This is a genomic window from Thiococcus pfennigii (genome assembly GCF_016583835.1).
Taxonomy (GTDB): Bacteria; Pseudomonadota; Gammaproteobacteria; order Chromatiales; family Chromatiaceae; genus Thiococcus; species Thiococcus pfennigii.
In genome coordinates this window covers 16235-36476 of the sequence record NZ_NRRW01000030.1, presented here as the reverse complement: position 1 = coordinate 36476, position 20242 = coordinate 16235, and the positions used below count along the sequence as shown (strand labels likewise).

The following is a 20242-nucleotide window of genomic DNA, read 5'->3' as shown; positions in this document are numbered from 1 at the left end:
GAGCGGTGCGGCCACCAGGATGGATAATAAAGCTTCTGGCAAGTTTTTGTTCTTGATGACTTAAGGCCATTTCTGTCAACAAACCTACCGTCTGGCTTGTCTTTTCGCCCGCCTTCTGTGTCGCGAGCGCAGTCACAGAGCTGGGCTATGCTCCTGTGCTCGCTCCTTGAAGACAAACCAAAGTCCGGCGTCATCCGGTCGGTTTGTTTCCGGCAATCGCCTAAGTCTGTTGTGCGAAGCCATTTTCCCCATCAAGCGAAAACGGACACGTCGTTAACCCGTATTGGCCAGCATGAAGGGCGAGCGGCGGCGGATGCGGCCGGTCTCGGGGTGTGCTTCGAAGGGCTCCGCCGGGGCGTCGAGCTCCTGGTCTGGCGCGACCAGGGCGATCGATAGGCGCCCGCCGCGCGCGGCATGACCGACGGGATACCGATGTGCGTTCAGCTCCAGACCGATCGCCGTGGCGAGGTCACTGAAACCCAGGACATCGCGCAGCAGCGGGACGAGGAAGGCGCGAAGCCCGAGCGCCTGCCTGTGCAGATCGCTGCGTTGCCGCAGTGGCTGGAGATCCACCCAAAGGTTCTGGGCGATCTTCCAATGGCGCGCGATCTCGTCGCGTAGCGCCAGGCCCTTGGGGGCGGTGTAGTGGCGCTCGGTCTGCTCGGTTTGCGCCGGTGACTGAAGCAGGGTCAGGCGGGCCAGTTCGTCGGCCGGGATGAGCCCGCCCTTGATGCGGAGGGCCTGAAAGGCGAGCTGGCTGGGGTCGAGACGTGGCATGGGTCGTTACGTACTGACGCCGTCATTACGCATTTGCTAGTATTCCCGGAAACGGGAGTCAATGCCATGCCTAGAGCACAAGAATCAACGACCAACCGCCAGACACTCAATCTGCGGATCAAGCCAGAGGAGCGCGACCTGATCGACCGTGCCGCGCGCGCGCGCGGGAAGAATCGGACCGAGTTCATCCTCGATGCCACCCGTCGGGCCGCCGAGGAGGCGCTCCTCGATCAGGTCTTGCTGTCTGTCGGGGAAGACGCCTTCAACGCCTTCAAAGCACGTCTCGATGCGCCGCCGGAGCCGAACGAACGGCTGCGCAAGACCATGCGGACGGTGCCACCCTGGGACCAGGCGTGACGCTCGGCGCGCCGGAGCCGCTGACCGAACGACACGACGGCGCCGCCTTCGATTCTGGCCGGGAAACGCTGGACGTCTGGCTCAGACGGCGTGCGCTGCGTAACCAAGTCAGTGGCGCATCGAGAACCTACGTCGTCTGCGAGGGCGGGCGCATCGTCGCCTATTACGCCCTGGCCTCGGGGGCCGTGAGCGCGGAGCTTGCGACCGGCCGCTTGCGGCGCAACATGCCCGATCCCATTCCCGTGGTCCTGCTCGCTCGCCTGGCCGTCTCGCGCTCACATCAGTGCCGAGGGCTCGGGCGTGCGCTGCTCCAGGACGCCGGCCGGCGGGTGCTGAGCGCCGCGGACGTGATCGGCATCCGGGGTCTGCTCGTGCAGGCCATCGATGACGAGGCCCGGGTGTTCTACGCGCACATCGGCTTCGATCCCTCGCCGCTCGATCCGATGACCCTCATGATCACCCTGGCCGACCTGCGGGCGAGCTTGTCGGGTTGAGCGCGGGCGGCAACCCAGGCGAGGCCCGCGCATCGTCGCCCGAATGGGTTGAGCACGATAGGCAGCTAGTGCCTCGCTCCGGAAATACCGAGGCCGCTCTCATGTCGCCCTAGGATGCGAGCACCGTAGGAGCCCGCTTGCGGGCGACTACGACGCGCTCGTGGCTGCCAAGGAAGGGTTCAAAACAAACGACACAAGCACGAAGACGACAAGAAACTACGAAACACACGAAAGTCGCGAAAAAACGACCTTCCCCACGAAGGCGGGGCCCGCTCGGGCCACGGCATCCGACTCGTCCGGATCGCGTGCCCCGTCGAGCGCGCGCTCCAGGAGGGTGTTGGCCAGTGCGGAGATCAGGGGCTGTGTGCGATGGATGTAGCGCGAGCCCGGAGCGATGGGTTGGTGGAAGCTGATCCTCGGGCGGCCGGTCACCCCCAGCGGCCAGACGCTCGCGGATGGCCGGCGGGAGCCGGCTTGCCGGCGATGGGGGCGTGCCGCTGGTCGCCGGCCGGCGGGCACTACCATCGATTGCGGTTAGGGGCTGGGGGCGGTCTAGCGCGGCGTGGACTGGACCGCGTCGATCCCCTTGTGGGGGATGAAGAGGCCGCAGCCGATCGCGCGCCGCGGGCCGAGGCCGAGGCGCTGGAGGCGTACGGCGTCCTCGATGTCGAGGTTCGCGAGCAGGAGGCTGCGCGTCGGTAGCGGGCCGTCCGGGGTCGCGAGGGGCAGGGCCTTGCCGCAGAGGGCCTTGCGGAGTCGGATGTCCATCGCGCGCAGCTCGGCGGCGGCCCATTCGAGGAACCGGGCCTCGTCTTGGTCATGCGGGTCGACGACGTAGCGGGCGAAGAGGGTCGTCTCGCGGCTCAGCGCTCGCTCCTTGGCGGCGCCGACGGTCAGCGGGCAGCCGGCCACGTCGAGGACCCGGCCGGCGAGGGCGGCCTTGAGCGCCTCGGCGTGGGCCCGCGGCACGCGGATCGTCAGCTTGGTGCGGCGCGAAAGCATCAGGAACTGATCCTGACCGTGCTCGGGGCGCTGCCAGCCGTTCTGCGAGCCGGCGACGTGGATCGTGTGAACGCCGAGCGCCACCTGCCCGTCGTCCCAGGGCAGCGCCGCGGCGACGGCCGCGCCGAGGGCGCACCCGTGGTCGACAGGGAGGCGTTTGGCGTCGATCGCGAACTGCACGTCGATGATGTCGTCGGGGATCGCGACCGCTTGGTCGGCGTCGTCGTCTTGCCAGTACATGCGCGATGGACTCGGGACAGGGGTTGAGGGGGCCGGCGGGGTCAGTGGTCCTGGTCGCAGCACGGATGCGGTCCGCCCGCACCGTCGCCGAGCGGCAACTGGGCGAGCAGCGTGTCGCGGTCGAACCACCAGTCGTCCTGGACCAGCACGTCGACGATATTGCGCAGGCGCACGAGGAATTTCTCCGGCTCGCGCAGCTCCAGACGGTCCATCCAGAGGTCGAAGGCCTCTTGGCTGGCGATCTGGCTGTGGCGACGGGCGACCTCGGAGAGGGTCTGGGCGGCGAAGAACATCAGATTCTCGCGCGTCTTGCCGGTCGCGCGCAGATCGGCGAGGAAGAGCGCCGTGGTTGCCGCGACGGCCGCCCCATCGGCCTCGGGCGGGGTCTCGTCGACGACGTGGGAGAGGAGTTCGACGGCGAGTTCCGGGTCGATCGGGTAGGTCACGGCGAGCCAGATCCCCTGGCCGAGGGCGGCGAGCGAGCCGGGCTGTTCGGCCTGGAAGAGGATGTCGCAGGCATCGGCGGCCGACTCGAAGTCTTGGGTCAGGATGAAGATGTCGAAGGCCTCGCGGGCCAACGGCCAGGCCTCCGCGCCGCGCTCCAGGCTCGCCATCGCGCGGGCCACCTGCAGCTTGGCGTCGGCTAGCAGGTGGGTCGGCGCCGCGTGTCGGCGCAGCTCCTCGAGTCGTTCGAGGAGGGTGTACAGGTGGGTCTCCAGGGCGCTGGCCTCGGGCAACGGGTGAGGGGTGGCGTGGGCGGTGGGGTCCGAGCGGTAGGAGCCGGTGATGTCATAACACTTCATCGTCATCGCCTTCGTCGTGGTCGTCTAGGGGCTAGCGGATCAGTCCGCTGAAGGCGGCCTCCAGCCTGTCCTCCCAGTTCTCCGGCGTATCGGGATAGGGCGGCTTGACGTCCATGCGGAAGAAGCGCTCGCCGCTGCGGGCGACGCCTTGGATGATCGGAACCAGCTCCTCGAAGGACTCCAGGTCCTTGCGTTCCACCAGGATGTCGCTGAGTTTCAACATGCGTGTCCCCCGTGTTCGTTCTGATGCGCCGCCGCCATCGGTCGGCCTAGGGAAGTGCTGAAGTATTCAGCGCTTCCCGTGCGGGGCAGGAGCCCCGTGCTGATTCTTGGCCAGGACGGCCAATAAATCAGCGTCTCCCTAGGCCGCGTGGCGGCGGGATTCGTCGGTCTGTTCGCGCGGCCTGGGCGCGACTCCGGCGCGACCGGCAGCGGCCATCAGATGGAGACCCGGTCCAGGTACCGCACCCGCAGCAGGGTTCGTTCGGCGCCATTCGCGTCGAATCCGCTGCGGTTATGGAGCACGTTGTTGGTGATGTACCCCTCGCCCGGCCTCAACTTGTGGCGGTAGATGAAGCCCTCGTTTCCCGAAAACAAGCGCGTCAGCGCCTCGCGCGCCGCCGTGACGGCCGGCGTCGGTGGCCAGATCGCATGGCGTGCGCGAGCCGTGTAGCGCATCTCCAGCGCCCCCTGCGGCCACGAGAAGACCGGTCCGAAGATCGCCTCGCGCCGGTCGGCCCCGGCCTCCTCGTTGGCCGGCACGCCGAGGGTCTGCGGGTCGAGCAGGGCGCGGATCAGCTCCGGCTCCTGGTCGCGCAGGCGCAGGTAGGCGATCTCGTGGTCGAGCAGGGCGTTCTCGCCGCCCGCCACGGCGTCCTGGCGGCAGAAGAGCAGCCAGGCGCGCACGGCGCGCCGCGGCGGATTGTAATAGCCGTCGGTGTGCCAGTTGAGTGGGCGGTTGGTGTAGGGGATGAGTTCGCCCGCTCGGCCGTCGCCCGCGACGCGGATGGTGCTGACTGCGTTGGCGTCGGCGCACAGATGATGATCGGTGCGCCGCAGCCCGAGGTGTTCGCCGAGGCGCAACAGGGCGTCGGCCTCGACCTGGGCGGGGTCGCCGCAGTCGATCAGGGCCATGTTGCACCGGGCGATGCGCGCGCCGATGGCGGCGAGTTCGGCGGCGCTCGGCTCCGCCAGGCGCCGCACGCGCACGCGGACCGCCTCGATCGAGCGCGGGTAGTTGGCGAGCTTGCGGGCGCGCCAGTCGCGGTAGCCGACGGGGTTGTCGAGGCAGAACGGCGAAGGTCGGGCTTCTGGGATCATATAATGAAACGCTTATATTAGAATTTCTTGACCTTGTGGATTGCTTCCGCGTATGATCACCGACGATTTTGATCGGGAACACGACCCAAGATGGCGCCGACGCGCCCGGGGGGCTCTATCCCGAACGGGATAGGCAAGGGGCAGGCCGCCGCCCCCCGATGGTGGAATGGAGGCTCGCGTTTCCCCCTCACTACAATGAAGCTCGACAAAGGGGTCTCGATCCCTGTGTCGGCGTCTTGCCAGCGAGTCGGCCTCGGTTGCCGGTCGCGCGGTTGGCGAGCCCCTCGCGCCACAGCTCCTGTGCCGGGGGGCGCGCCGGCATCGGCTATCGGACACTGCGAATCAACCCGTGCGATGGGAGAGACAGCGCAAATGGCGATCCAAAAACATCACACCCCGATGCTCGACCAGCTCGAAGAGGGGCCATGGCCGAGCTTCATCTCCGGCATCAAGCGGCTCCGCGACCAGCATCCCGACGCCCGCATCAACGAGGTCACGAACGACCTGCTCGGCCAGCTCGAGCACTCCTACGAGACCCGCAAGGGCTACTGGAAGGGCGGCACCGTGTCGGTCTACGGCTACGGCGGCGGCATCATTCCGCGTTTCTCCGAGGTCGGCAAGGCCTTTCCCAAGTCGAAGGAATTCCACACGATTCGCGTCCAGCCCCCGGCCGGCAACCACTACTCGACCGCGATGCTGCGCCAGCTCGCCGACAGCTGGGAGAAGCACGGCTCGGGCCTGGTGACCTTCCACGGCCAGACCGGCAACATCATGTTCATCGGTGCCGATACGCCCTCGACGCAGCGCTTCTTCGACGAGATCAACGACTACGGCTGGGACCTCGGCGGGGCCGGCCCCTGCGTGCGCACGGCCATGTCCTGCATCGGCTCGGCGCGCTGCGAGATGTCCTGCACCAACGAGCTCAAGGCCCATCGCCTGCTCGTGAACAACTTCACCGACGACGTCCACCGCCCGGCCCTGCCCTACAAGTTCAAATTCAAGGTCTCGGGCTGCGCCAACGACTGCCAAAACGCGATCGAGCGCTCGGACTTCGCCGTGATCGGCACCTGGCGAGACGACATGAAGGTCGACCAGGCCGAGGTGAAGGCCTATGTCGCCCAGAAGGGCCGCCAGTACATCATCGACAACGTCGTGACGCGCTGTCCGACCCACGCCTTGTCGCTGAACGATGACAACACGCTGGCCGTCAACAACCGCGACTGCGTGCGCTGCATGCACTGTCTCAACGTCATGCCCAAGGCCCTGCACCCGGGCGACGACAAGGGCGTGACCATCCTGATCGGCGGCAAGCGCACCCTCAAGATCGGCGATCTGATGGGCACGGTCGTCGTCCCCTTCAAGAAGCTCGAGACCGAAGAGGACTACGAGTCCATGGTCGAGCTGGCCGAGACCATCATCGATTTCTGGGCCGAGAACGGCCTGGAGCACGAGCGCTGCGGCGAGATGATCGAGCGCATCGGCTTGGCCAACTTCCTCGAGGGGATCGGCATCGAGCCGGATCCGAACATGCTGAGCCACCCGCGTCAGAGCTCCTACATCCGCATGGACGGCTGGGACGAGGCCGCCGAGGAGTGGTTCGAGCGCCAGGCCGTGGCCGGCGAGTGACGCGCGACCGGCCGTGTCGGGGGCGAGGCCCTCGCGCGGTCGGGCCAGGCAGAATCCCAACGAATTTCCCGAGCTATTGGAGGCAAGGCGATGGCAGACATGCGTGAGCCCATCGAGTCCGGCTGTCCCGATCCCTGGCAGTACATGCATCCGGTGATGCGCAAGAACTTCGGCCAGTGGAAGTATCACGAGCACCCGCGCCCGGGCGTCCTGCGCCACGTCGCCTTCAGCGGCGACGAGATCTGGACCGTCAAGGCCGGTACCCAGCGCATCCTGGACGTCTTCTCGCTGCGCAAGCTTTGCGACATCGGCGATCAGTACGCCGACGGTCACGTGCACTTCACGATCCGCTCGAGCATCGAGTTCCTGGTCACCGACCAGGCCAAGGTCGAGCCGCTGATCCAGGCCCTCGAGGAGGCCGGCTTCATCGTCGGCGGCACCCAGAACTCGGTGACCATGATCTCGCACACGCAGGGCTGGCTGCACTGCGACATCCCGGGCACCGACGCCTCGGGCGTGGTCAAGGCGATGATGGACGAACTCATCGACGAGTTCCGCAACACCAACATGCCCAACCGCGTGCACATCACGACCTCCTGCTGCCAGATCAACTGCGGCGGGCAGGGCGACATCGCGATCAATGTGCAGCACACCAAGCCGCCGAAGATCAACCACGACCTGGTCGCCAACGTCTGCGAGCGCCCGTCGGTCGTGGCCCGCTGCCCGGTCGCCGCGATCCGCCCGGCGCTGGTCAACGGCAAGCCGTCCCTCGAGGTCGACGAGCGCAAGTGCATCTGCTGCGGCGCCTGCTATCCGCCCTGCCCGCCGATGCAGATCAACGACGCCGAGCACACCAAGCTCGCGATCTGGGTCGGGGGCAATCACTCCAACGCCCGCGGCAAGCCGACCTTCCAGAAGCTCGTCGCCGCCGGCATCCCGAACAACCCGCCGCGCTGGCCCGAGGCGACTGGGATCGTCAAGCGGATCCTGAAGGCCTACAAGGAAGGGGCGCGCGACTGGGAGCGGATCAACGAGTGGATCGAACGCATCGGCTGGCCGCGCTTCTTCGAGGAGGTCGAACTGCCGTTCACCAAGTACCACATCGATACCTGGCGCGGCGCCCGCAACAGCTTCAACGCCTCGACCTACATCCGCTTCTAGGTCGTGCGGCCGCCTCCCTGCGGGCGCGTCCAGGCGCCCGCAAGGGCGACCTGGTCGGCTCACGGGGCACGGATTTCAGCTGTTTCGGATCAGACGGACGCGGGGAGACAAGACGAGGCCGTTATGAAGTTCGCGATTCAAATCAACGAAGGACCTTACCAGCACCAGGCGTCGGACTCGGCCTATCACTTCGCCAAGGCGGCGTTGGAGAAGGGCCACGAGATCATGCGGGTGTTCTTCTATCACGACGGGGTCTACAACTCGTCGCGCCTGACGACGCCGCCGCAGGACGACCGCCACATCGTCAATCAGTGGGCCGAACTCGCCGAGCGTCACGATCTGGACATGGTCGTCTGCGTCGCGGCCGCGCAGCGCCGCGGGATCGTCGACGAGGGCGAGGCCAAGCGCAACGGCAAGGACGCGACCAACATCCATCCCAGGTTCCGCATCTCGGGTCTGGGCCAGCTGGTCGAGGCGGCGATCCAGTCGGACCGTCTCGTCGTCTTCGGGGATTGAGGGGGATGCCATGTCCGAAGTCGTGAAGAAGTTTCTCTACCTCAACCGCAAGGCCCCGTACGGGACGATCTACGCCTGGGAGTCGCTCGAGGTCGTGCTGATCGGCGCCGCCTTCGATCAGGAGGTGAGCCTGCTGTTCGTCGACGACGGGGTCTACCAACTGACCAAGTCGCAGGACACGGTCGGGATCGGCATGAAGAACTTCTCGCCCACCTATCGCACCCTCGGCGACTACGAGGTCAAGAGCATCTACGTCGACCGCGCGTCGCTCGCGGCGCGCGGCCTGACCCAGGACGACCTGGTCGAGGTCGCCTGGGAAGATTGGGAATCGGGCGAAGAGAAGGACAACATCGTCGAGGTCGTCGACGCCGCGCGCGCGACCGAGCTGATGGAAGAGTCCGACGTGATCTTCAGCTTCTGAGGGTGGGGCACATGGCAATCCTGCACACAGTCAACAAGTCGCCGTTCGAGCGCAACGCGCTGGACTCCTGCCTGACGTTCGCCGCGCCCGGCGCCGCCGTGCTGCTGATCGAGGACGGTGTCTACGGTGCGCTGCGCGACACGGCGGTGGCCGAGCGGGTCGCCGCGGCCATGGACCGGGTGAGGCTCTATGTCCTCGGTCCGGATCTCAAGGCCCGCGGTTTCGGCGATGAGCGTATCATGGCCGGCGTCCAGGTCGTGGACTATGGCGGCTTCGTCGACCTCGCCGCCGAGCACGACAAGGTTCAGGCCTGGCTCTGACCGATCACATCCTTTAACCCACATTCGATCCAAGAGAGGAAACGCAATCATGCCGATCGACGTCAATGGCAAGTCCCTGGAGACCGACGAGGAAGGCTACCTCGCCAATATCAACGAATGGGAACCGGAAGTCGCCGTGGTCATGGCCAAGGAAGACGACCTGGCGCTCACCGACGAGCACTGGGACATCATCAACTTCCTGCGCGAATACTACGACGAGTATCAGATTGCCCCGGCCGTGCGGGTGTTGACCAAGGCCGTCGGCAAGAAGATGGGTAAGGACAAGGGCAACAGCAAGTACCTCTACGGGCTGTTCCCGTACGGCCCGGCCAAGCAGGCGTGCCGCTATGCTGGTCTGCCCAAGCCGACCGGCTGCGTCTGACGGCCTTGCCAGGCCGAGCGGCGCGCGGGCGGCGACCCTGTCGGTCGCTCGGCGCGCGGCGCCGCGACCGCGCGCAGTGAGCGACCGGCTCTGTGGCAGGGGTCCCCATGCGGGTCCCCCGTCGAGCAGACACTCTGGGGAGGGGCGCCGTTCGCCCCTCGCCCCATCCGAACCGAGGTAGCGGGGACATGTCGTTTCTGTCTGGCTTCTACGCCTCCCTCTATTACGTCGCCGTCGTCATACTGATCGCGGGCCTGGTCAACAAGATCGTCCAGTACGCGCGTACACCGGCGCCGTTGAAGATCCCGACGACACCCGCCCCGACCTCGTCCGGGAAGGTGACCCTGCGCATGGTTCGCGAGGTGGTGTTCTTCGAGAGTCTGTTCAAGGGCAATAAATGGATCTGGATCTTCGGTTGGGTCTTCCATTTCGGCCTGTTCCTCGTGACGCTGCGCCACCTGCGCTATTTCATCGATCCGGTCTGGTTGCCGATCACCTTCATCCAGCCGTTCGGCATCTATGGTGGCATCGCGATGGTCGTCGGCCTCGCCGGGCTCTGGGCGCGGCGGGTCCTGGTCGATCGCGTGCGCTACATCACCTCGCCGTCGGATCACCTGATCCTGCTCCTGCTGCTCCTGATCGGGCTCAGTGGGCTGTCGATGAAATTCGCGGCCCACACCGACATCGTCGCGGTCAAGAACTTCTTCTTCGGCCTCTACCAGCTGCAGGTCAATCCGCTGCCGAGCGACCCGCTGCTGCTGCTCCACCTGCTGCTCGTCGCCGTACTGATGATCATCTTCCCCTACAGCAAGCTGCTGCATGCCCCGGGCCTGTTCTTCAGCCCGTCGCGCAACCAGGTCGACAACCCCCGCGAGAAGCGGCACATCGTTCCGTGGGCCGAGCGCCTGGAGCAAGAGTGACGGCAGCCGCCCCCGGCTGCCGCAAGATGCGCTGAAGAGGTGTAACGATGGCCAAGGCAGATTTCGAGGTCCCGCTCCTCAAGCCCTATGCCGAGATCCCGGCACTCGAGCCGGGGGCGATGGCGCACAGCCGGCCGTTCGTCGCGAAGGCGGACTTCCAGGGACCGCTCGGCTTCCCCGGCGAACTGGTCGAGGACTGGCAGGAGCGGGCGATCGACAAGATGGGCGAGCTCCTCGGCAAGTACCGCTCGCTGCGCGTCTATCTGGATTCGTGCGTCAAGTGCGGCTCCTGCACCGACAAGTGCCACTACTATCTCGGCACCAAGGACCCGAACAACATGCCGGTCGGCCGCCAGGACCTGATGCGCAAGGTCTATCGGCGCTACTTCACGCTGGCCGGGCGCTTCTTCCCGAAGCTGGTCGGGGCGAGCGACTTCACCCGCGAGGTCCTCGACGAGTGGTACAGCTACTTCCACCAGTGTTCGCAGTGTCGCCGCTGCTCGGTCTTCTGTCCCTATGGCATCGACACGGCCGAGATCTCGATGGCGGCCCGCGAGATCATGGACAGCATCGGCGTCGGGCAGAAGTACTGCAACGAGATCATCGGCAAGGTCTACAAGATCGGCAACAACCTGGGCCTGCCCGGGCCGGCCCTGCGCGACACGCTCGAGGGCCTCGAGGAAGACGTCTTCGACGACACGGGCGTCGCGGTTCGCTATCCGATCGATGAGGAGGGCGCCGAGATCCTGCTCGTGACCCCGTCGGCGGACTTCTTCGCCGAGCCGCACGTCGATGGGTTGATCGGGTATGGCAAGGTCTTCCACGAGGCTGGCGTCTCCTGGACGCTGAGCACCCATGCCTCGGAGGCGGCCAACTTCGGCATGTTCATCGGCTCCTACGCGAACATGCGCCGGCTCGCCCAGCGCATCCGCGAGGCGGCGATCGCGCTCAAGGTCAAACGCATCGTCTTCGGCGAGTGCGGCCATGCCTGGCGGGTCGCCTACAGCTTCCTGAACACCCTGGCCGGCCCCTGGGACTTCCTCGACCCGCGCTACCCGGTGCCGCAGCACATCTGCGAGTTCACCCATGACCTGATCCAGCAGGGCAAGCTGCGCTTCGACAAGTCGCAGAACGACGACATGGTGCTGACCTTCCACGACTCCTGCAACGTCGCCCGCGCCTCGCGCATGGGCGATCGCCCAGGCGGGCAGTTCGAGATCCCGCGGGCCATCATCCGCGCCACCTGCAACCACTTCTTCGATATGGAAGAGGAGACGATCCGCGAGCGGACCTTCTGTTGCGGCGGCGGCGGGGGACTCCTGACCGACGATCTGATGGAACTGCGCGTCAAGGGCGCGATGCCGCGCATGCAGGCGCTGAACAACGTGATGAAGGAGAAGGGCGTCACGCACATGGCCGCGATCTGCGCCATCTGCAAGAGCCAGTTCACGAAGGTGCTCCCCTACTACGGGATGGAGATGGAGCAGATCGTCAGCGTCCACCAGCTGGTATCGAATGCCTTGATCCTGACGGGTCAGGATCGAGACGAGGAGGATGAGGAGGAGACGTCCGATGAGGCCGCCTGAAGTCGGCCCGCTCGAGCGGCCGTGCCGATGTTGTACGAGCGCTTGCCTGGCGAGCAGAAAAGCATAATTATCATAATGATAGGGTTCAACTGGTAAGGAGAGTGAGCGATGGCGACCTCCAGCGATGAGATGAAGACGAAGCCCTCCTGGCGCCGTTTTCGTGACGGCGACCAATCTTGGTCGTCCTTGACCCAGAAGATCTTCGTCCAAGACACCTCCCACAAGTGTCCGACCTACGTCCACAAGACGCCCCCGTGTCAGGGTAGCTGTCCGTCGGGCGAGGACATCCGTGGTTGGCTCGCCATCGTGCGTCAGCAGGAGAAGCCGCCGGTCGGCGTCGACTGGCAGGAGTACGCCTTCCGCCGCTCGACCGAGGCCAACCCCTTCCCATCCCTGATGGGGCGGGTCTGCCCCGCGCCCTGCCAGGACGGCTGCAACCGTAACGAGCTCGAGGACTACGTCGGCATCAACGCGGTCGAGCAGTTCATCGGCGACACCGCGATCGAGAAGGGCTACGGCTTCGAGGCCGGTCCCGACACCGGGCGGCGCGTGGCCATCATCGGCGGCGGCCCGGCCGGCCTCGCCGCGGCCTACCAACTGCGCCGCCGCGGCCATGCCTGTACCATCTTCGAGGCCAACGAGGGCCTGGGTGGCATGTTCCGCTACGGTATCCCCGGCTACCGGGTGCCGCGCGACAAGCTCGATGCCGAGATCGGCCGCATCCTGGCGATGGGCCAGGTCGACTGTCGCTTCAACACCCGGGTCGGCGTCGATGTGCAGATCGCCGACCTGGAGCGCGACTTCGACGCGGTCCTCTGGGCGATCGGCTGTCAGGCGGGCCGCGGCCTGCCGGTCGAGGGCTGGGACGAGACGCCGAACTGCGTCTCGGGCGTCGCCTTCCTCAAGGCCTTCAACGAGGGCCGGATGAAGGTCACCGCCGAGAAGGTGGTCTGCGTCGGCGGCGGCGACACCTCGATCGACGTCGTCTCCGTCGCGCGCCGCCTGGGCCATATCACCAAGACCGGCCAGAAGGATCTCCCGGAGACCGTGATCCGCGACGGCTACGTCGCCCACGACGCGGCCACCGCGGCCGCCGCCGAGGGCGCCCAGGTGACGCTGACCTCGCTCTTCACGCGCGACAAGATGACCGCCGCCGAGCACGAGGTCTCCGACGCCCTCCAGGAGGGCGTGACCATCCTCGACGGCGTCATGCCGGTCGCCCTGATCCGCGACGAGCGCGGCCGCGCCACCGGGCTGAAGGTCGCCGACTGCCAGATGGTCGACGGCCGTCCGATGCCGGTCGAGGGTACCGAGCGGGTCCTGGAGGCCGATCTGGTCGTCGCCGCGATCGGCCAGGGCGGCGACCTCACCGGCCTGGAGGCGCTCGACAACGGCCGTGGTCTGATCAACGCCGACAAGTTCTTCCAGGTCCCGGATCGACCCGGCCACTTCGTCGCCGGCGACATCATCCGTCCGCACCTGCTGACGACCGCGATCGGCCAGGCCTGGATCGCCGTCGAGTCGATCGACGAGTACCTGAAGCAGGCCGAGCACAAGCGACGCCCGAAGGTCGACGTCCACCACTTCGATCTCCTGGCCAAGATGGCCGAGGCCGAGGTCGCCCCCGAGTGGTTCAGCGTCGCCGATCGTGGCGACCTGCGCGGTACCTCGGCCGGCAACTGGGCGATCCACAACTACGAGGACCGCTCGGCGGCCGAGGTCATCCCGCACGACGAGCTCTTCCTCGGCCACTTCGGCCACCATCCGCGCAACCTCCGCAAGGAGGAGGTGCCGAGCGCCGAGGAGGTGCTGGGGCACTTCAAGGAGCGGGTCATCGGCCTGACCGAGGCCGAGGCGATCGACGAGGCCAAGCGCTGCATGAGTTGCGGGATGTGCTTCGAGTGCGACAACTGCGTGATCTTCTGTCCGCAGACCGCGGTCTTCCGCGTGGCGAAGGACAAGCGCACGACCGGGCGGTATGTCGACACGGACTACAACAAGTGCATCGGCTGCCACATCTGCGCCGATGTCTGCCCGACCGGCTATATCAAGATGGGCCTGGGTGAGTAACGGACTCTTGGAGGCGTCGATGGTTCTAGCCGCGGTACGAGGCCGCCTCGTCGTCGTCGGGCTGCTCTGGGCGCTCTGCGCCCTGGCGGCCCCGGCATTCGGCAAGAATTACGTGGTACCTGGTTCCGAGGCCGCCCAACTCGGGCAGTGCGTCGAGCCGACCGATGTGATGCGCCGCAACCATATGGAGCTGATCCGTCATCAGCGCGACGCGACGGTCCACGGCGGGATCCGCTCGATCAAGTACAGCCTCGCCGGCTGCGTCGCCTGCCATGCGAGCTACGATGACGGGCAACCGGTCCCGGTGGCGGCGAAGGGGCAGTTCTGCCAGACCTGCCACGCCTTCGCGGCCGTGACCCTCGATTGCTTCCAGTGCCATAAGGGCGTCCCGGAGCACGCGGCCCCCGCGGCGGGCCATGGCGCGCGTGCGCCGGAGGAAGGCAACCAGTGATGAACGACGCGCACGAGAAGATCGATCAAGAACGCCGCCGCTTCCTCGGCACGGCTGCGGGCGTCACGACGGCGGTCGTCGCCCCGGGCGTGTTCCTGCACACGGTCGCGACGGCCCAGTCGAGCGACGCGGAGGGACGCACGGAGGGCGCGACGAGCGCGCACCGTTGGGGCATGCTCATCGACACGACCAAATGCGCCGACGGCTGCGACGCCTGCGTGACGGCCTGCAACCGCGAGAACGGCCTGGATCTCCAGGCCAAGCCCGAGGGGCAGAGCGAGGCGGAATGGCTCCAGCAGCGCTCGGCCTGGATCCGCAAGGTCAAGCTCCAGGACCAGGTGAGCGGGCGCATCAGCAACCTGCCGATCCTCTGTCAGCATTGCGAGCACCCGCCGTGCGTCGACGTCTGCCCGACCGGGGCCTCCTTCAAGCGCGCCGATGGCATCGTCCTGGTCGATCGCCACACCTGCATCGGCTGCCGCTACTGCATGATGGCCTGCCCGTACAAGGCCCGCTCCTTCATCCATGCCGAGGTCGAGGAGAAGCTGACCCGGGCGCCGCGCGGCAAGGGCTGCGTCGAGAGCTGCACCCTGTGCGTCCACCGCCTCGACCGCGGCGAGTTGACGACCGCTTGCGCCGAGGCCTGCGCGAAGGATGGACACGGGGCCATCGTCTTCGGTGACCTCAAGGATCCCGACAGTGCCCTGAGCCAGGCGCTGCGGGCGCAGCCCAATCGCCAGATCCGCGAGGACCTCAAGCTCAACACCGGCGTGCGTTACGCGGGCCTCTAGGGCGGGAGTTGTCGAGATGAAACGCATCATCTATCGGGAGTGGCGGATCGAGCCCGCCCGCTACTGGGGCTTGCTCGCGCTCCTGCTCGCCGTCATCGGCGGCGGAGCGGCGGCGGCGCTCTACACCGAACATGTCGGCCATTGGGTCACGGGCATGAACAACTCGGTGGTCTGGGGCACGCCGCACATCTTCGCGGTCTTCCTCGTCATCGCCGCCTCGGGCGCCCTCAACGTCGCCTCGATCGGCAGCGTCTTCGGGCGCAGCGCCTACAAGCCGCTCGGGCGGTTGTCGGGCCTCCTCGCCGTCGCCCTGCTGACGGGGGGGCTCCTGGTGCTGGTCCTCGATCTGGGTCGGCCGGATCGGTTGATCGTCGCGATGACGCACTACAACTTCCGCTCGATCTTCGCCTGGAACATCTTTCTCTACACCGGCTTCATGGTCGTCGTGATCGCCTATCTGTGGACGATGGCCGAGCGCACCGGCAACAAGTACACGCACTCCGTCGGGGTCTTCGCGGTCCTCTGGCGCCTGGCGCTGACGACCGGCACTGGCTCGATCTTCGGCTTTCTCGTCGCGCGCGAGGCCTACGATACGGCGATCCTCGCGCCGATGTTCGTGCTGATGTCGTTCGCCTATGGGCTCGCGATCTTCATCCTGGTGCTCCTGTTCGCGTTCGCCCAGGAAGGCCGGCCGATCGGCGATCAGATGCTGCGCCGGCTCTCGCGGCTGCTCGCGCTGTTCGTCGCCGGGGTGCTCTACTTCACGCTCGTCTACCACCTGACCAAGGTCTATGGCGCCCAGCACTACGGGCTGGTCTCCTGGATCCTGCGCGACGGCGGCGCCTATACGCTGCTCTTCTGGATCGGCTGGGTCCTGGTCGGCGGCCTGTTGCCGATCGGCATCATCTACCACCCCGTCCTCGGTGCCCAGCGCGGCTGGATCGTCGCGGCCTGCACCCTGGTGATCCTCGGCGGTCTGGCGGCGATGGCCGTCATCATCATCGGCAGCCAGGTCTATCCGATGCCGATGTTCCCGGGGCACATCGTCCTGGAGTCCGGGATCCCGGGTGGTGCCGGCGGTCTGCCGGCGCCCTATGCGCCGACGTTGCCCGAGGTGCTGCTCGGGGTCGGCGGGGTCGGCGTGGCCCTGTTCATCGCCGCAGTCGGGGTGCGGGTGCTCCAATTCCTGCCCGAGTCGCTCGCCGACGACATCGTCGATCCCCACGCGACGCTGCGGGCAAGCAAGGCCTGAGCGAGGCGGCGCCCCCGGCGCGGGCCGCCGGGGGCCAGTGAGCGATGGCCCACCTCTACATCGCCGCGACCCAGAAGTCCTCGGGCAAGACGACCCTGTCGATCGGGCTCGCCCGGGAGTTGCGCCGGCGCGGCCTGGCGCCGCGGCCCTTCAAGAAGGGGCCGGACTACATCGATCCGCTCTGGCTCGCCCAAGCGAGCGGCCAGACCTGTTTCAACCTCGACTTCCACACGATGGCGCGCGCGGAGATCCACACCCTGTTCGCGCGCCAACTCGGCGCCGACCTCGGCCTGATCGAGGGCAACGTCGGCCTCTTCGACGACGTCGACATCGCCGGTTCGACGAGCAACGCCGAACTCGCCAAGCTGCTCGGCGCGCCCGTCGTGCTCGTCGTCGACTGCCACGGCATGGCGCGCGGCATCGCGCCGCTGCTGCTCGGCTACCAGGCCTTCGACCGCGACCTGCGAATCGCCGGCGTCATCCTGAACAAGGTCGGCAGCGCGCGTCATGCCGGGACCCTGCGGCGCGCCGTCGAGCACTTCACGGACCTTCCGGTCCTGGGCCTCGTGCGTCGCGCCGAAGAGATCCAGATCGCCGAGCGCCACCTGGGCCTGATCCCGGTCAACGAGGCCGGCCAGGCCGAGGCCCAGATCGAGGCGATCCGCGCCTTCGTCGCCGACCAGGTCGACGTCGAGGCGATCCTGGCCGTTGCCGCGACGGCGGCCCCGCCGGCGGCGGTGCCGGCCCCCGCGCCGGCGGATCGCACCCATGCCGGGTTGCGGATCGGCATCGCCCGCGATGAGGTCTTCGGCTTCTATTACCCGGACGACCTGCTGGCCTTCGCCGAGGCCGGTGCCGAACTCGTCGACTTCAGCCCGCTGCACGATGCCGACTTGCCGCCGGTCGACGCCCTGTTCATCGGCGGGGGCTTTCCCGAGTGCCGGATGGCCGACCTGGAGGCCAACCGGGTCTTGCGCGCGGCCGTCGCCGACTTCGCCGCGGCGGGCCGGCCCGTCTATGCCGAGTGCGGCGGCCTGATGTACCTGTGCCGCGGCCTTCACTGGGGCGAGCGGCGCGCCGCGATGTGCGGCGTCTTGGCGGCCGACGTCGCGATGCATGCCCGCCCACGGGGGCATGGCTATGTCCGGCTGCGCGAGACCGAGGCCTTTCCCTGGTCGGCGACCGTGGGCCGCGAGGTCCGCGCCCACGAGTTCCACCACTCGGCGCTCGTCGCGCCGGCCCCCGACTGGCGCTACGCCTATGCCGTCGAACGGGGGACCGGCCTCGACGGTCGCCACGACGGCATCGTCCAGCAGCGGGTCTTGGCCTGCTACAGCCACCTGCGCGGCGTCGGCGGCAGCGACTGGCCGCGCCGCTTCCTGGCCTATGTCGCCGCCGCGCGCGGATGAGGCGGGCTCGCGGTGGCCCCGGGCCGCCATCCCTGCCAGGCGTCCTGGATCCTTCGAGGCGTCCTTTTGTTAGCATCCCCCCTGGGAGGGGCGCGGACGCGCCGCCTCCGCACGGCGAACTTCCAAGGACAGAACCCAAAGAGAGCGAGTAGGCATGTTCAAGATAACAGCAGCGGCCGCCGAGCAGATCTTGAAGGCGGCCAGGCAGGGCGGTAGCGAGGGACTGTCGCTGCGCCTGGCGGCAGCGCGCCAGGCCGACGGCTCGATCGACTACCGGATGGGTTTCGATACGGTCGGCGAAGAGGATCTGCGCTTCACGAGCGAGGGCATCGACATCGTCATGGCCCCGGAGCAGGTCCCCTTGCTGGAGCAGACGACCCTCGACTATGTCGAGATCGAGCCCGGCCACCAGCACTTCATCTTTCTCAATCCGCTCGATCCGACCTACGTCCCGCCGCGCGACGACGCCGCCGGCTGACGCGGCGACCGGGCGGTCGAGGATCGCCCGGGCGGGCCACCATCTGAGAACGACAGGCTGGCGCTGGTCGCGCAGCGCGGCCGCGGAATCCCCGGGAGGTCGACATGCGAGATGCGGACGTGATCGTCATCGGCGGCGGGATCGGTGGGCTGGTCGCGGCGGGACTGCTCGCCCGCTACGGCCGTCGGGTCGTCGTCTGCGAGAGCCACCGCACCGCGGGCGGGGCGGCGCACTGCTTCACGCGCCAGGGCTTTCGCTTCGATGCCGGTCCATCGCTGTTCTGGGGCCTCGGCGACCCGCGCTCGCTGAACCCGCTCAGCCAGGTGCTAGCGGCCCTCGGCGAGTCGCTCGAGGCGGTGCCGTACGACCCGCTGAGCCTCTATCACCTGCCCGAGGGCACCTTCCCGGTGCACGGACGCTGGCGTGACTATCGCGCCGCCGCCGCCCGGTTCTCGCCGCGCGGTGCCGAGGAGCTCGCGGCGCTCGAGCAGCGCTTCATGGAGCTCTACCGGGTCCTCTCCGCGATCCCGGTCCTCGGCCTGCGCGCCGACAAGCGGCTGGTGCCCTTCCTGATGCGCCGCTACCCGATCGCAATGCCCCGGATGATGCGTCATCTCGGGCTCATCTACAGCTCGGTCGGTCAGGTCGCGGATCGGCACATCGCCGACCCCTGGGCGCGGCGCCTGATCGATCTGGAATGCTTCCTGGTGACGACGCTCAACGCCCGCGAGACCCCGGTCCCCGCGATCGCGATCATGTTCGGCGAGCGCGACCAGTCGGTCATCGACTATCCGAAGGGCGGCACCGAGTCGATCGCCGCCGCCCTGGTGCGGGCCCTCGAACGCTGGGGCGGGACCCTGCGCACCCGCGCCCACGTCGAGCGGATCCTGGTCGAGGGCGGCGCGGCGCGCGGCGTGCGGCTGCGCGACGGTGAGGAGCTGCGGGCCCCCGTCGTCATCTCCAACGCCTCGATCTGGGATACGGCCGGCGCGCTGCTGGCCGCGGAAGACCTGCCCGCCAAGTACCGCGCGGCGGCCCTGCGCACCCCGACGACGCCGAGCTTCATGCACCTGCACCTGGGGATCCGTGCCGACGGCCTCGGTGCGCTCCATCCCCACCATGTGGTCGTCGAGGACGGCGAGGACGTCACGGTGCCGGGGAAGGTCTTCGTGATCTCGATCCCGTCGCTCCTCGATCCGTCGCTCGCCCCGGAGGGCCACCACGCGGTCCATGCCTTTACGCTCGAGCCCTGGGCCGCCTGGGAGGGCTGCGAGCGCGGCGACGAGGCCTACGAGGCGCGCAAGCGCGAGCGCACCGAGGCCATCTATCGGGCGCTGGAGCGGATCATCCCGGATATCCGCCAGCGCGTCGTGCTGGAGCTGAGCGCCAGCCCGCTGACCCATGCCCGCTATCTGCGCCGCCACCAGGGCACCTACGGCCCGGCGATCACGGCCGCCGACGGCCTCTTCCCGAGTTGCCACACCCCGATCCGCGGCCTCTACCGGGTCGGCGACAGCACCCGCCCCGGCGTGGGGGTGCCGGCCGCTGCCGCCTCCGGGATCCTCTGCGCCAACACGCTGGTCTCGCCGGCCGAGGTCGACGGACTCCTCAAGACCCGTCGTTAGGCGATTGCCGGAAACAAACCGACCGGATGACGCCGGACGTTCGTTTATCTTCAAGGAGCGAGCGCAGGAGCCTAGCCCAGCGATGTGAGTGCGCTCGCGACACGGAAGGCGGGCGAAAAGACCAGCCAGACGGCAGGTTTGTTGACAGAAATCGGCTTAGGGATCGCCTTCCATCGGTCGCCTGCAGGCGGGCTCCTGCGATTCGAGGGCTGGCGGCGGTTGTCGTGGCGGGTCCGTAGGA

General features: G+C 67.6%; 22 protein-coding genes. 17 read left to right on the top strand and 5 right to left on the bottom strand.

Annotation, left to right across the window (positions count from 1 at the left end; genetic code table 11):
* Positions 1 to 273: 273 nt before the first annotated feature.
* Positions 274 to 777, bottom strand: coding sequence for a hypothetical protein (locus CKO41_RS11185; RefSeq protein WP_200250483.1), 504 nt, complete (start codon positions 775 to 777; stop codon positions 274 to 276).
* A 66-nt stretch (positions 778 to 843) separates the two neighbouring features.
* On the opposite strand from CKO41_RS11185, the gene CKO41_RS11180 reads away from it, so the two are divergent.
* Entirely contained in the window at positions 844 to 1134 is a 291-nt protein-coding gene (locus CKO41_RS11180; protein WP_200250485.1) for a type II toxin-antitoxin system TacA family antitoxin, read from the top strand.
* Positions 1131 to 1628 carry a GNAT family N-acetyltransferase gene (locus CKO41_RS11175; protein WP_338113723.1) on the top strand — a complete coding sequence of 166 codons (498 nt, stop codon included), beginning with the start codon at positions 1131 to 1133 and terminating at the stop codon, positions 1626 to 1628. Before CKO41_RS11180 ends, CKO41_RS11175 begins: the two co-directional genes overlap by 4 nt.
* A 552-nt stretch (positions 1629 to 2180) precedes the next feature.
* Here CKO41_RS11175 and CKO41_RS11170 read toward each other — a convergent pair.
* From CKO41_RS11170 to CKO41_RS11155, 4 genes are all read right to left on the bottom strand, one after another.
* Complete coding sequence (locus CKO41_RS11170; RefSeq protein WP_200250487.1) at positions 2181 to 2870, bottom strand: type I-MYXAN CRISPR-associated protein Cas6/Cmx6; 690 nt, start codon at positions 2868 to 2870, stop codon at positions 2181 to 2183.
* A 41-nt stretch (positions 2871 to 2911) separates the two neighbouring features.
* Positions 2912 to 3673 carry a hypothetical protein gene (locus CKO41_RS11165; RefSeq protein ID WP_200250490.1) on the bottom strand — a complete coding sequence of 254 codons (762 nt, stop codon included), beginning with the start codon at positions 3671 to 3673 and terminating at the stop codon, positions 2912 to 2914.
* Positions 3674 to 3704: 31 nt separating this feature from the next.
* Positions 3705 to 3896 carry a sulfur relay protein DsrC gene (locus CKO41_RS11160; protein WP_200250493.1) on the bottom strand — a complete coding sequence of 64 codons (192 nt, stop codon included), beginning with the start codon at positions 3894 to 3896 and terminating at the stop codon, positions 3705 to 3707.
* Positions 3897 to 4111: 215 nt separating this feature from the next.
* A complete protein-coding gene (locus CKO41_RS11155; protein ID WP_200250496.1) occupies positions 4112 to 4993 on the bottom strand; it encodes a TauD/TfdA family dioxygenase in 882 nt (293 codons plus the stop codon).
* A 372-nt stretch (positions 4994 to 5365) separates the two neighbouring features.
* Between CKO41_RS11155 and dsrA the strand changes: the two genes are divergently transcribed.
* The 15 genes from dsrA to CKO41_RS11080 all read left to right on the top strand — a co-directional run bounded on the left by dsrA (position 5366) and on the right by CKO41_RS11080 (position 20001).
* Complete coding sequence (gene dsrA / locus CKO41_RS11150; RefSeq protein WP_200250498.1) at positions 5366 to 6619, top strand: dissimilatory-type sulfite reductase subunit alpha; 1254 nt, start codon at positions 5366 to 5368, stop codon at positions 6617 to 6619.
* Between the two features lie 90 nt (positions 6620 to 6709).
* Positions 6710 to 7780, top strand: coding sequence for a dissimilatory-type sulfite reductase subunit beta (dsrB, locus tag CKO41_RS11145; RefSeq protein WP_200382289.1), 1071 nt, complete (start codon positions 6710 to 6712; stop codon positions 7778 to 7780).
* A 123-nt stretch (positions 7781 to 7903) separates the two neighbouring features.
* Positions 7904 to 8296: a sulfurtransferase complex subunit TusD gene (tusD, locus tag CKO41_RS11140; protein ID WP_200250501.1), complete on the top strand. Its 393-nt coding sequence runs from the start codon at positions 7904 to 7906 to the stop codon at positions 8294 to 8296.
* Positions 8297 to 8306: 10 nt separating this feature from the next.
* Entirely contained in the window at positions 8307 to 8717 is a 411-nt protein-coding gene (tusC, locus tag CKO41_RS11135; RefSeq protein WP_200250502.1) for a sulfurtransferase complex subunit TusC, read from the top strand.
* Positions 8718 to 8728: 11 nt separating this feature from the next.
* On the top strand, positions 8729 to 9037 hold the full coding sequence (tusB, locus tag CKO41_RS11130; protein ID WP_200250503.1) for a sulfurtransferase complex subunit TusB: 309 nt from the start codon (positions 8729 to 8731) through the stop codon (positions 9035 to 9037).
* Between the two features lie 49 nt (positions 9038 to 9086).
* Entirely contained in the window at positions 9087 to 9419 is a 333-nt protein-coding gene (locus tag CKO41_RS11125) for a TusE/DsrC/DsvC family sulfur relay protein (protein ID WP_200250504.1), read from the top strand.
* Positions 9420 to 9607: 188 nt separating this feature from the next.
* Positions 9608 to 10339 (top strand): respiratory nitrate reductase subunit gamma, encoded by a 732-nt coding sequence (locus CKO41_RS11120; protein WP_200250506.1) that lies wholly within the window; start codon positions 9608 to 9610, stop codon positions 10337 to 10339.
* Positions 10340 to 10386: 47 nt separating this feature from the next.
* Positions 10387 to 11925, top strand: a complete 1539-nt coding sequence (dsrK, locus tag CKO41_RS11115; RefSeq protein ID WP_200250508.1) for a sulfate reduction electron transfer complex DsrMKJOP subunit DsrK — start codon at positions 10387 to 10389, stop codon at positions 11923 to 11925.
* A gap of 108 nt (positions 11926 to 12033) precedes the next feature.
* Entirely contained in the window at positions 12034 to 13995 is a 1962-nt protein-coding gene (locus CKO41_RS11110; RefSeq protein WP_200382288.1) for an NAD(P)-binding protein, read from the top strand.
* A gap of 19 nt (positions 13996 to 14014) precedes the next feature.
* The gene (locus tag CKO41_RS11105; RefSeq protein WP_200382287.1) at positions 14015 to 14446 is read left to right on the top strand and encodes a sulfur reduction protein DsrJ; all 432 of its coding nucleotides are present in this window, start codon (positions 14015 to 14017) and stop codon (positions 14444 to 14446) included.
* Positions 14446 to 15237, top strand: coding sequence for a sulfate reduction electron transfer complex DsrMKJOP subunit DsrO (gene dsrO, locus CKO41_RS11100; protein ID WP_200382286.1), 792 nt, complete (start codon positions 14446 to 14448; stop codon positions 15235 to 15237). The genes CKO41_RS11105 and dsrO overlap by 1 nt, the downstream gene beginning before the upstream one ends.
* 16 nt (positions 15238 to 15253) lie before the next feature.
* The gene (nrfD, locus tag CKO41_RS11095) at positions 15254 to 16489 is read left to right on the top strand and encodes an NrfD/PsrC family molybdoenzyme membrane anchor subunit (RefSeq protein WP_200250515.1); all 1236 of its coding nucleotides are present in this window, start codon (positions 15254 to 15256) and stop codon (positions 16487 to 16489) included.
* 44 nt (positions 16490 to 16533) lie between these two features.
* Positions 16534 to 17898: a cobyrinic acid a,c-diamide synthase CobB gene (locus CKO41_RS11090; protein WP_200382284.1), complete on the top strand. Its 1365-nt coding sequence runs from the start codon at positions 16534 to 16536 to the stop codon at positions 17896 to 17898.
* A gap of 154 nt (positions 17899 to 18052) precedes the next feature.
* Positions 18053 to 18376: a HesB/IscA family protein gene (locus CKO41_RS11085; protein WP_200250517.1), complete on the top strand. Its 324-nt coding sequence runs from the start codon at positions 18053 to 18055 to the stop codon at positions 18374 to 18376.
* A 104-nt stretch (positions 18377 to 18480) separates the two neighbouring features.
* Entirely contained in the window at positions 18481 to 20001 is a 1521-nt protein-coding gene (locus CKO41_RS11080; protein ID WP_200382282.1) for a phytoene desaturase family protein, read from the top strand.
* Positions 20002 to 20242: the final 241 nt, after the last annotated feature.

Coding starts and splice junctions, on each gene's coding strand:
- tusC (WP_200250502.1), top strand. CDS start 8,307: ATGTCCGAAGTCGTGAAGAAGTTTCTCTACCTCAACCGCAAGGCCCCG.
- CKO41_RS11185 (WP_200250483.1), bottom strand. CDS start 777: ATGCCACGTCTCGACCCCAGCCAGCTCGCCTTTCAGGCCCTCCGCATC.
- dsrK (WP_200250508.1), top strand. CDS start 10,387: ATGGCCAAGGCAGATTTCGAGGTCCCGCTCCTCAAGCCCTATGCCGAG.
- CKO41_RS11125 (WP_200250504.1), top strand. CDS start 9,087: ATGCCGATCGACGTCAATGGCAAGTCCCTGGAGACCGACGAGGAAGGC.
- CKO41_RS11160 (WP_200250493.1), bottom strand. CDS start 3,896: ATGTTGAAACTCAGCGACATCCTGGTGGAACGCAAGGACCTGGAGTCC.
- nrfD (WP_200250515.1), top strand. CDS start 15,254: ATGAAACGCATCATCTATCGGGAGTGGCGGATCGAGCCCGCCCGCTAC.
- dsrB (WP_200382289.1), top strand. CDS start 6,710: ATGGCAGACATGCGTGAGCCCATCGAGTCCGGCTGTCCCGATCCCTGG.
- dsrA (WP_200250498.1), top strand. CDS start 5,366: ATGGCGATCCAAAAACATCACACCCCGATGCTCGACCAGCTCGAAGAG.
- CKO41_RS11090 (WP_200382284.1), top strand. CDS start 16,534: ATGGCCCACCTCTACATCGCCGCGACCCAGAAGTCCTCGGGCAAGACG.
- CKO41_RS11080 (WP_200382282.1), top strand. CDS start 18,481: ATGCGAGATGCGGACGTGATCGTCATCGGCGGCGGGATCGGTGGGCTG.
- CKO41_RS11120 (WP_200250506.1), top strand. CDS start 9,608: ATGTCGTTTCTGTCTGGCTTCTACGCCTCCCTCTATTACGTCGCCGTC.
- CKO41_RS11180 (WP_200250485.1), top strand. CDS start 844: ATGCCTAGAGCACAAGAATCAACGACCAACCGCCAGACACTCAATCTG.
- CKO41_RS11105 (WP_200382287.1), top strand. CDS start 14,015: ATGGTTCTAGCCGCGGTACGAGGCCGCCTCGTCGTCGTCGGGCTGCTC.
- dsrO (WP_200382286.1), top strand. CDS start 14,446: ATGAACGACGCGCACGAGAAGATCGATCAAGAACGCCGCCGCTTCCTC.
- CKO41_RS11085 (WP_200250517.1), top strand. CDS start 18,053: ATGTTCAAGATAACAGCAGCGGCCGCCGAGCAGATCTTGAAGGCGGCC.
- CKO41_RS11170 (WP_200250487.1), bottom strand. CDS start 2,870: ATGTACTGGCAAGACGACGACGCCGACCAAGCGGTCGCGATCCCCGAC.
- CKO41_RS11110 (WP_200382288.1), top strand. CDS start 12,034: ATGGCGACCTCCAGCGATGAGATGAAGACGAAGCCCTCCTGGCGCCGT.
- CKO41_RS11165 (WP_200250490.1), bottom strand. CDS start 3,673: ATGAAGTGTTATGACATCACCGGCTCCTACCGCTCGGACCCCACCGCC.
- tusD (WP_200250501.1), top strand. CDS start 7,904: ATGAAGTTCGCGATTCAAATCAACGAAGGACCTTACCAGCACCAGGCG.
- tusB (WP_200250503.1), top strand. CDS start 8,729: ATGGCAATCCTGCACACAGTCAACAAGTCGCCGTTCGAGCGCAACGCG.
- CKO41_RS11155 (WP_200250496.1), bottom strand. CDS start 4,993: ATGATCCCAGAAGCCCGACCTTCGCCGTTCTGCCTCGACAACCCCGTC.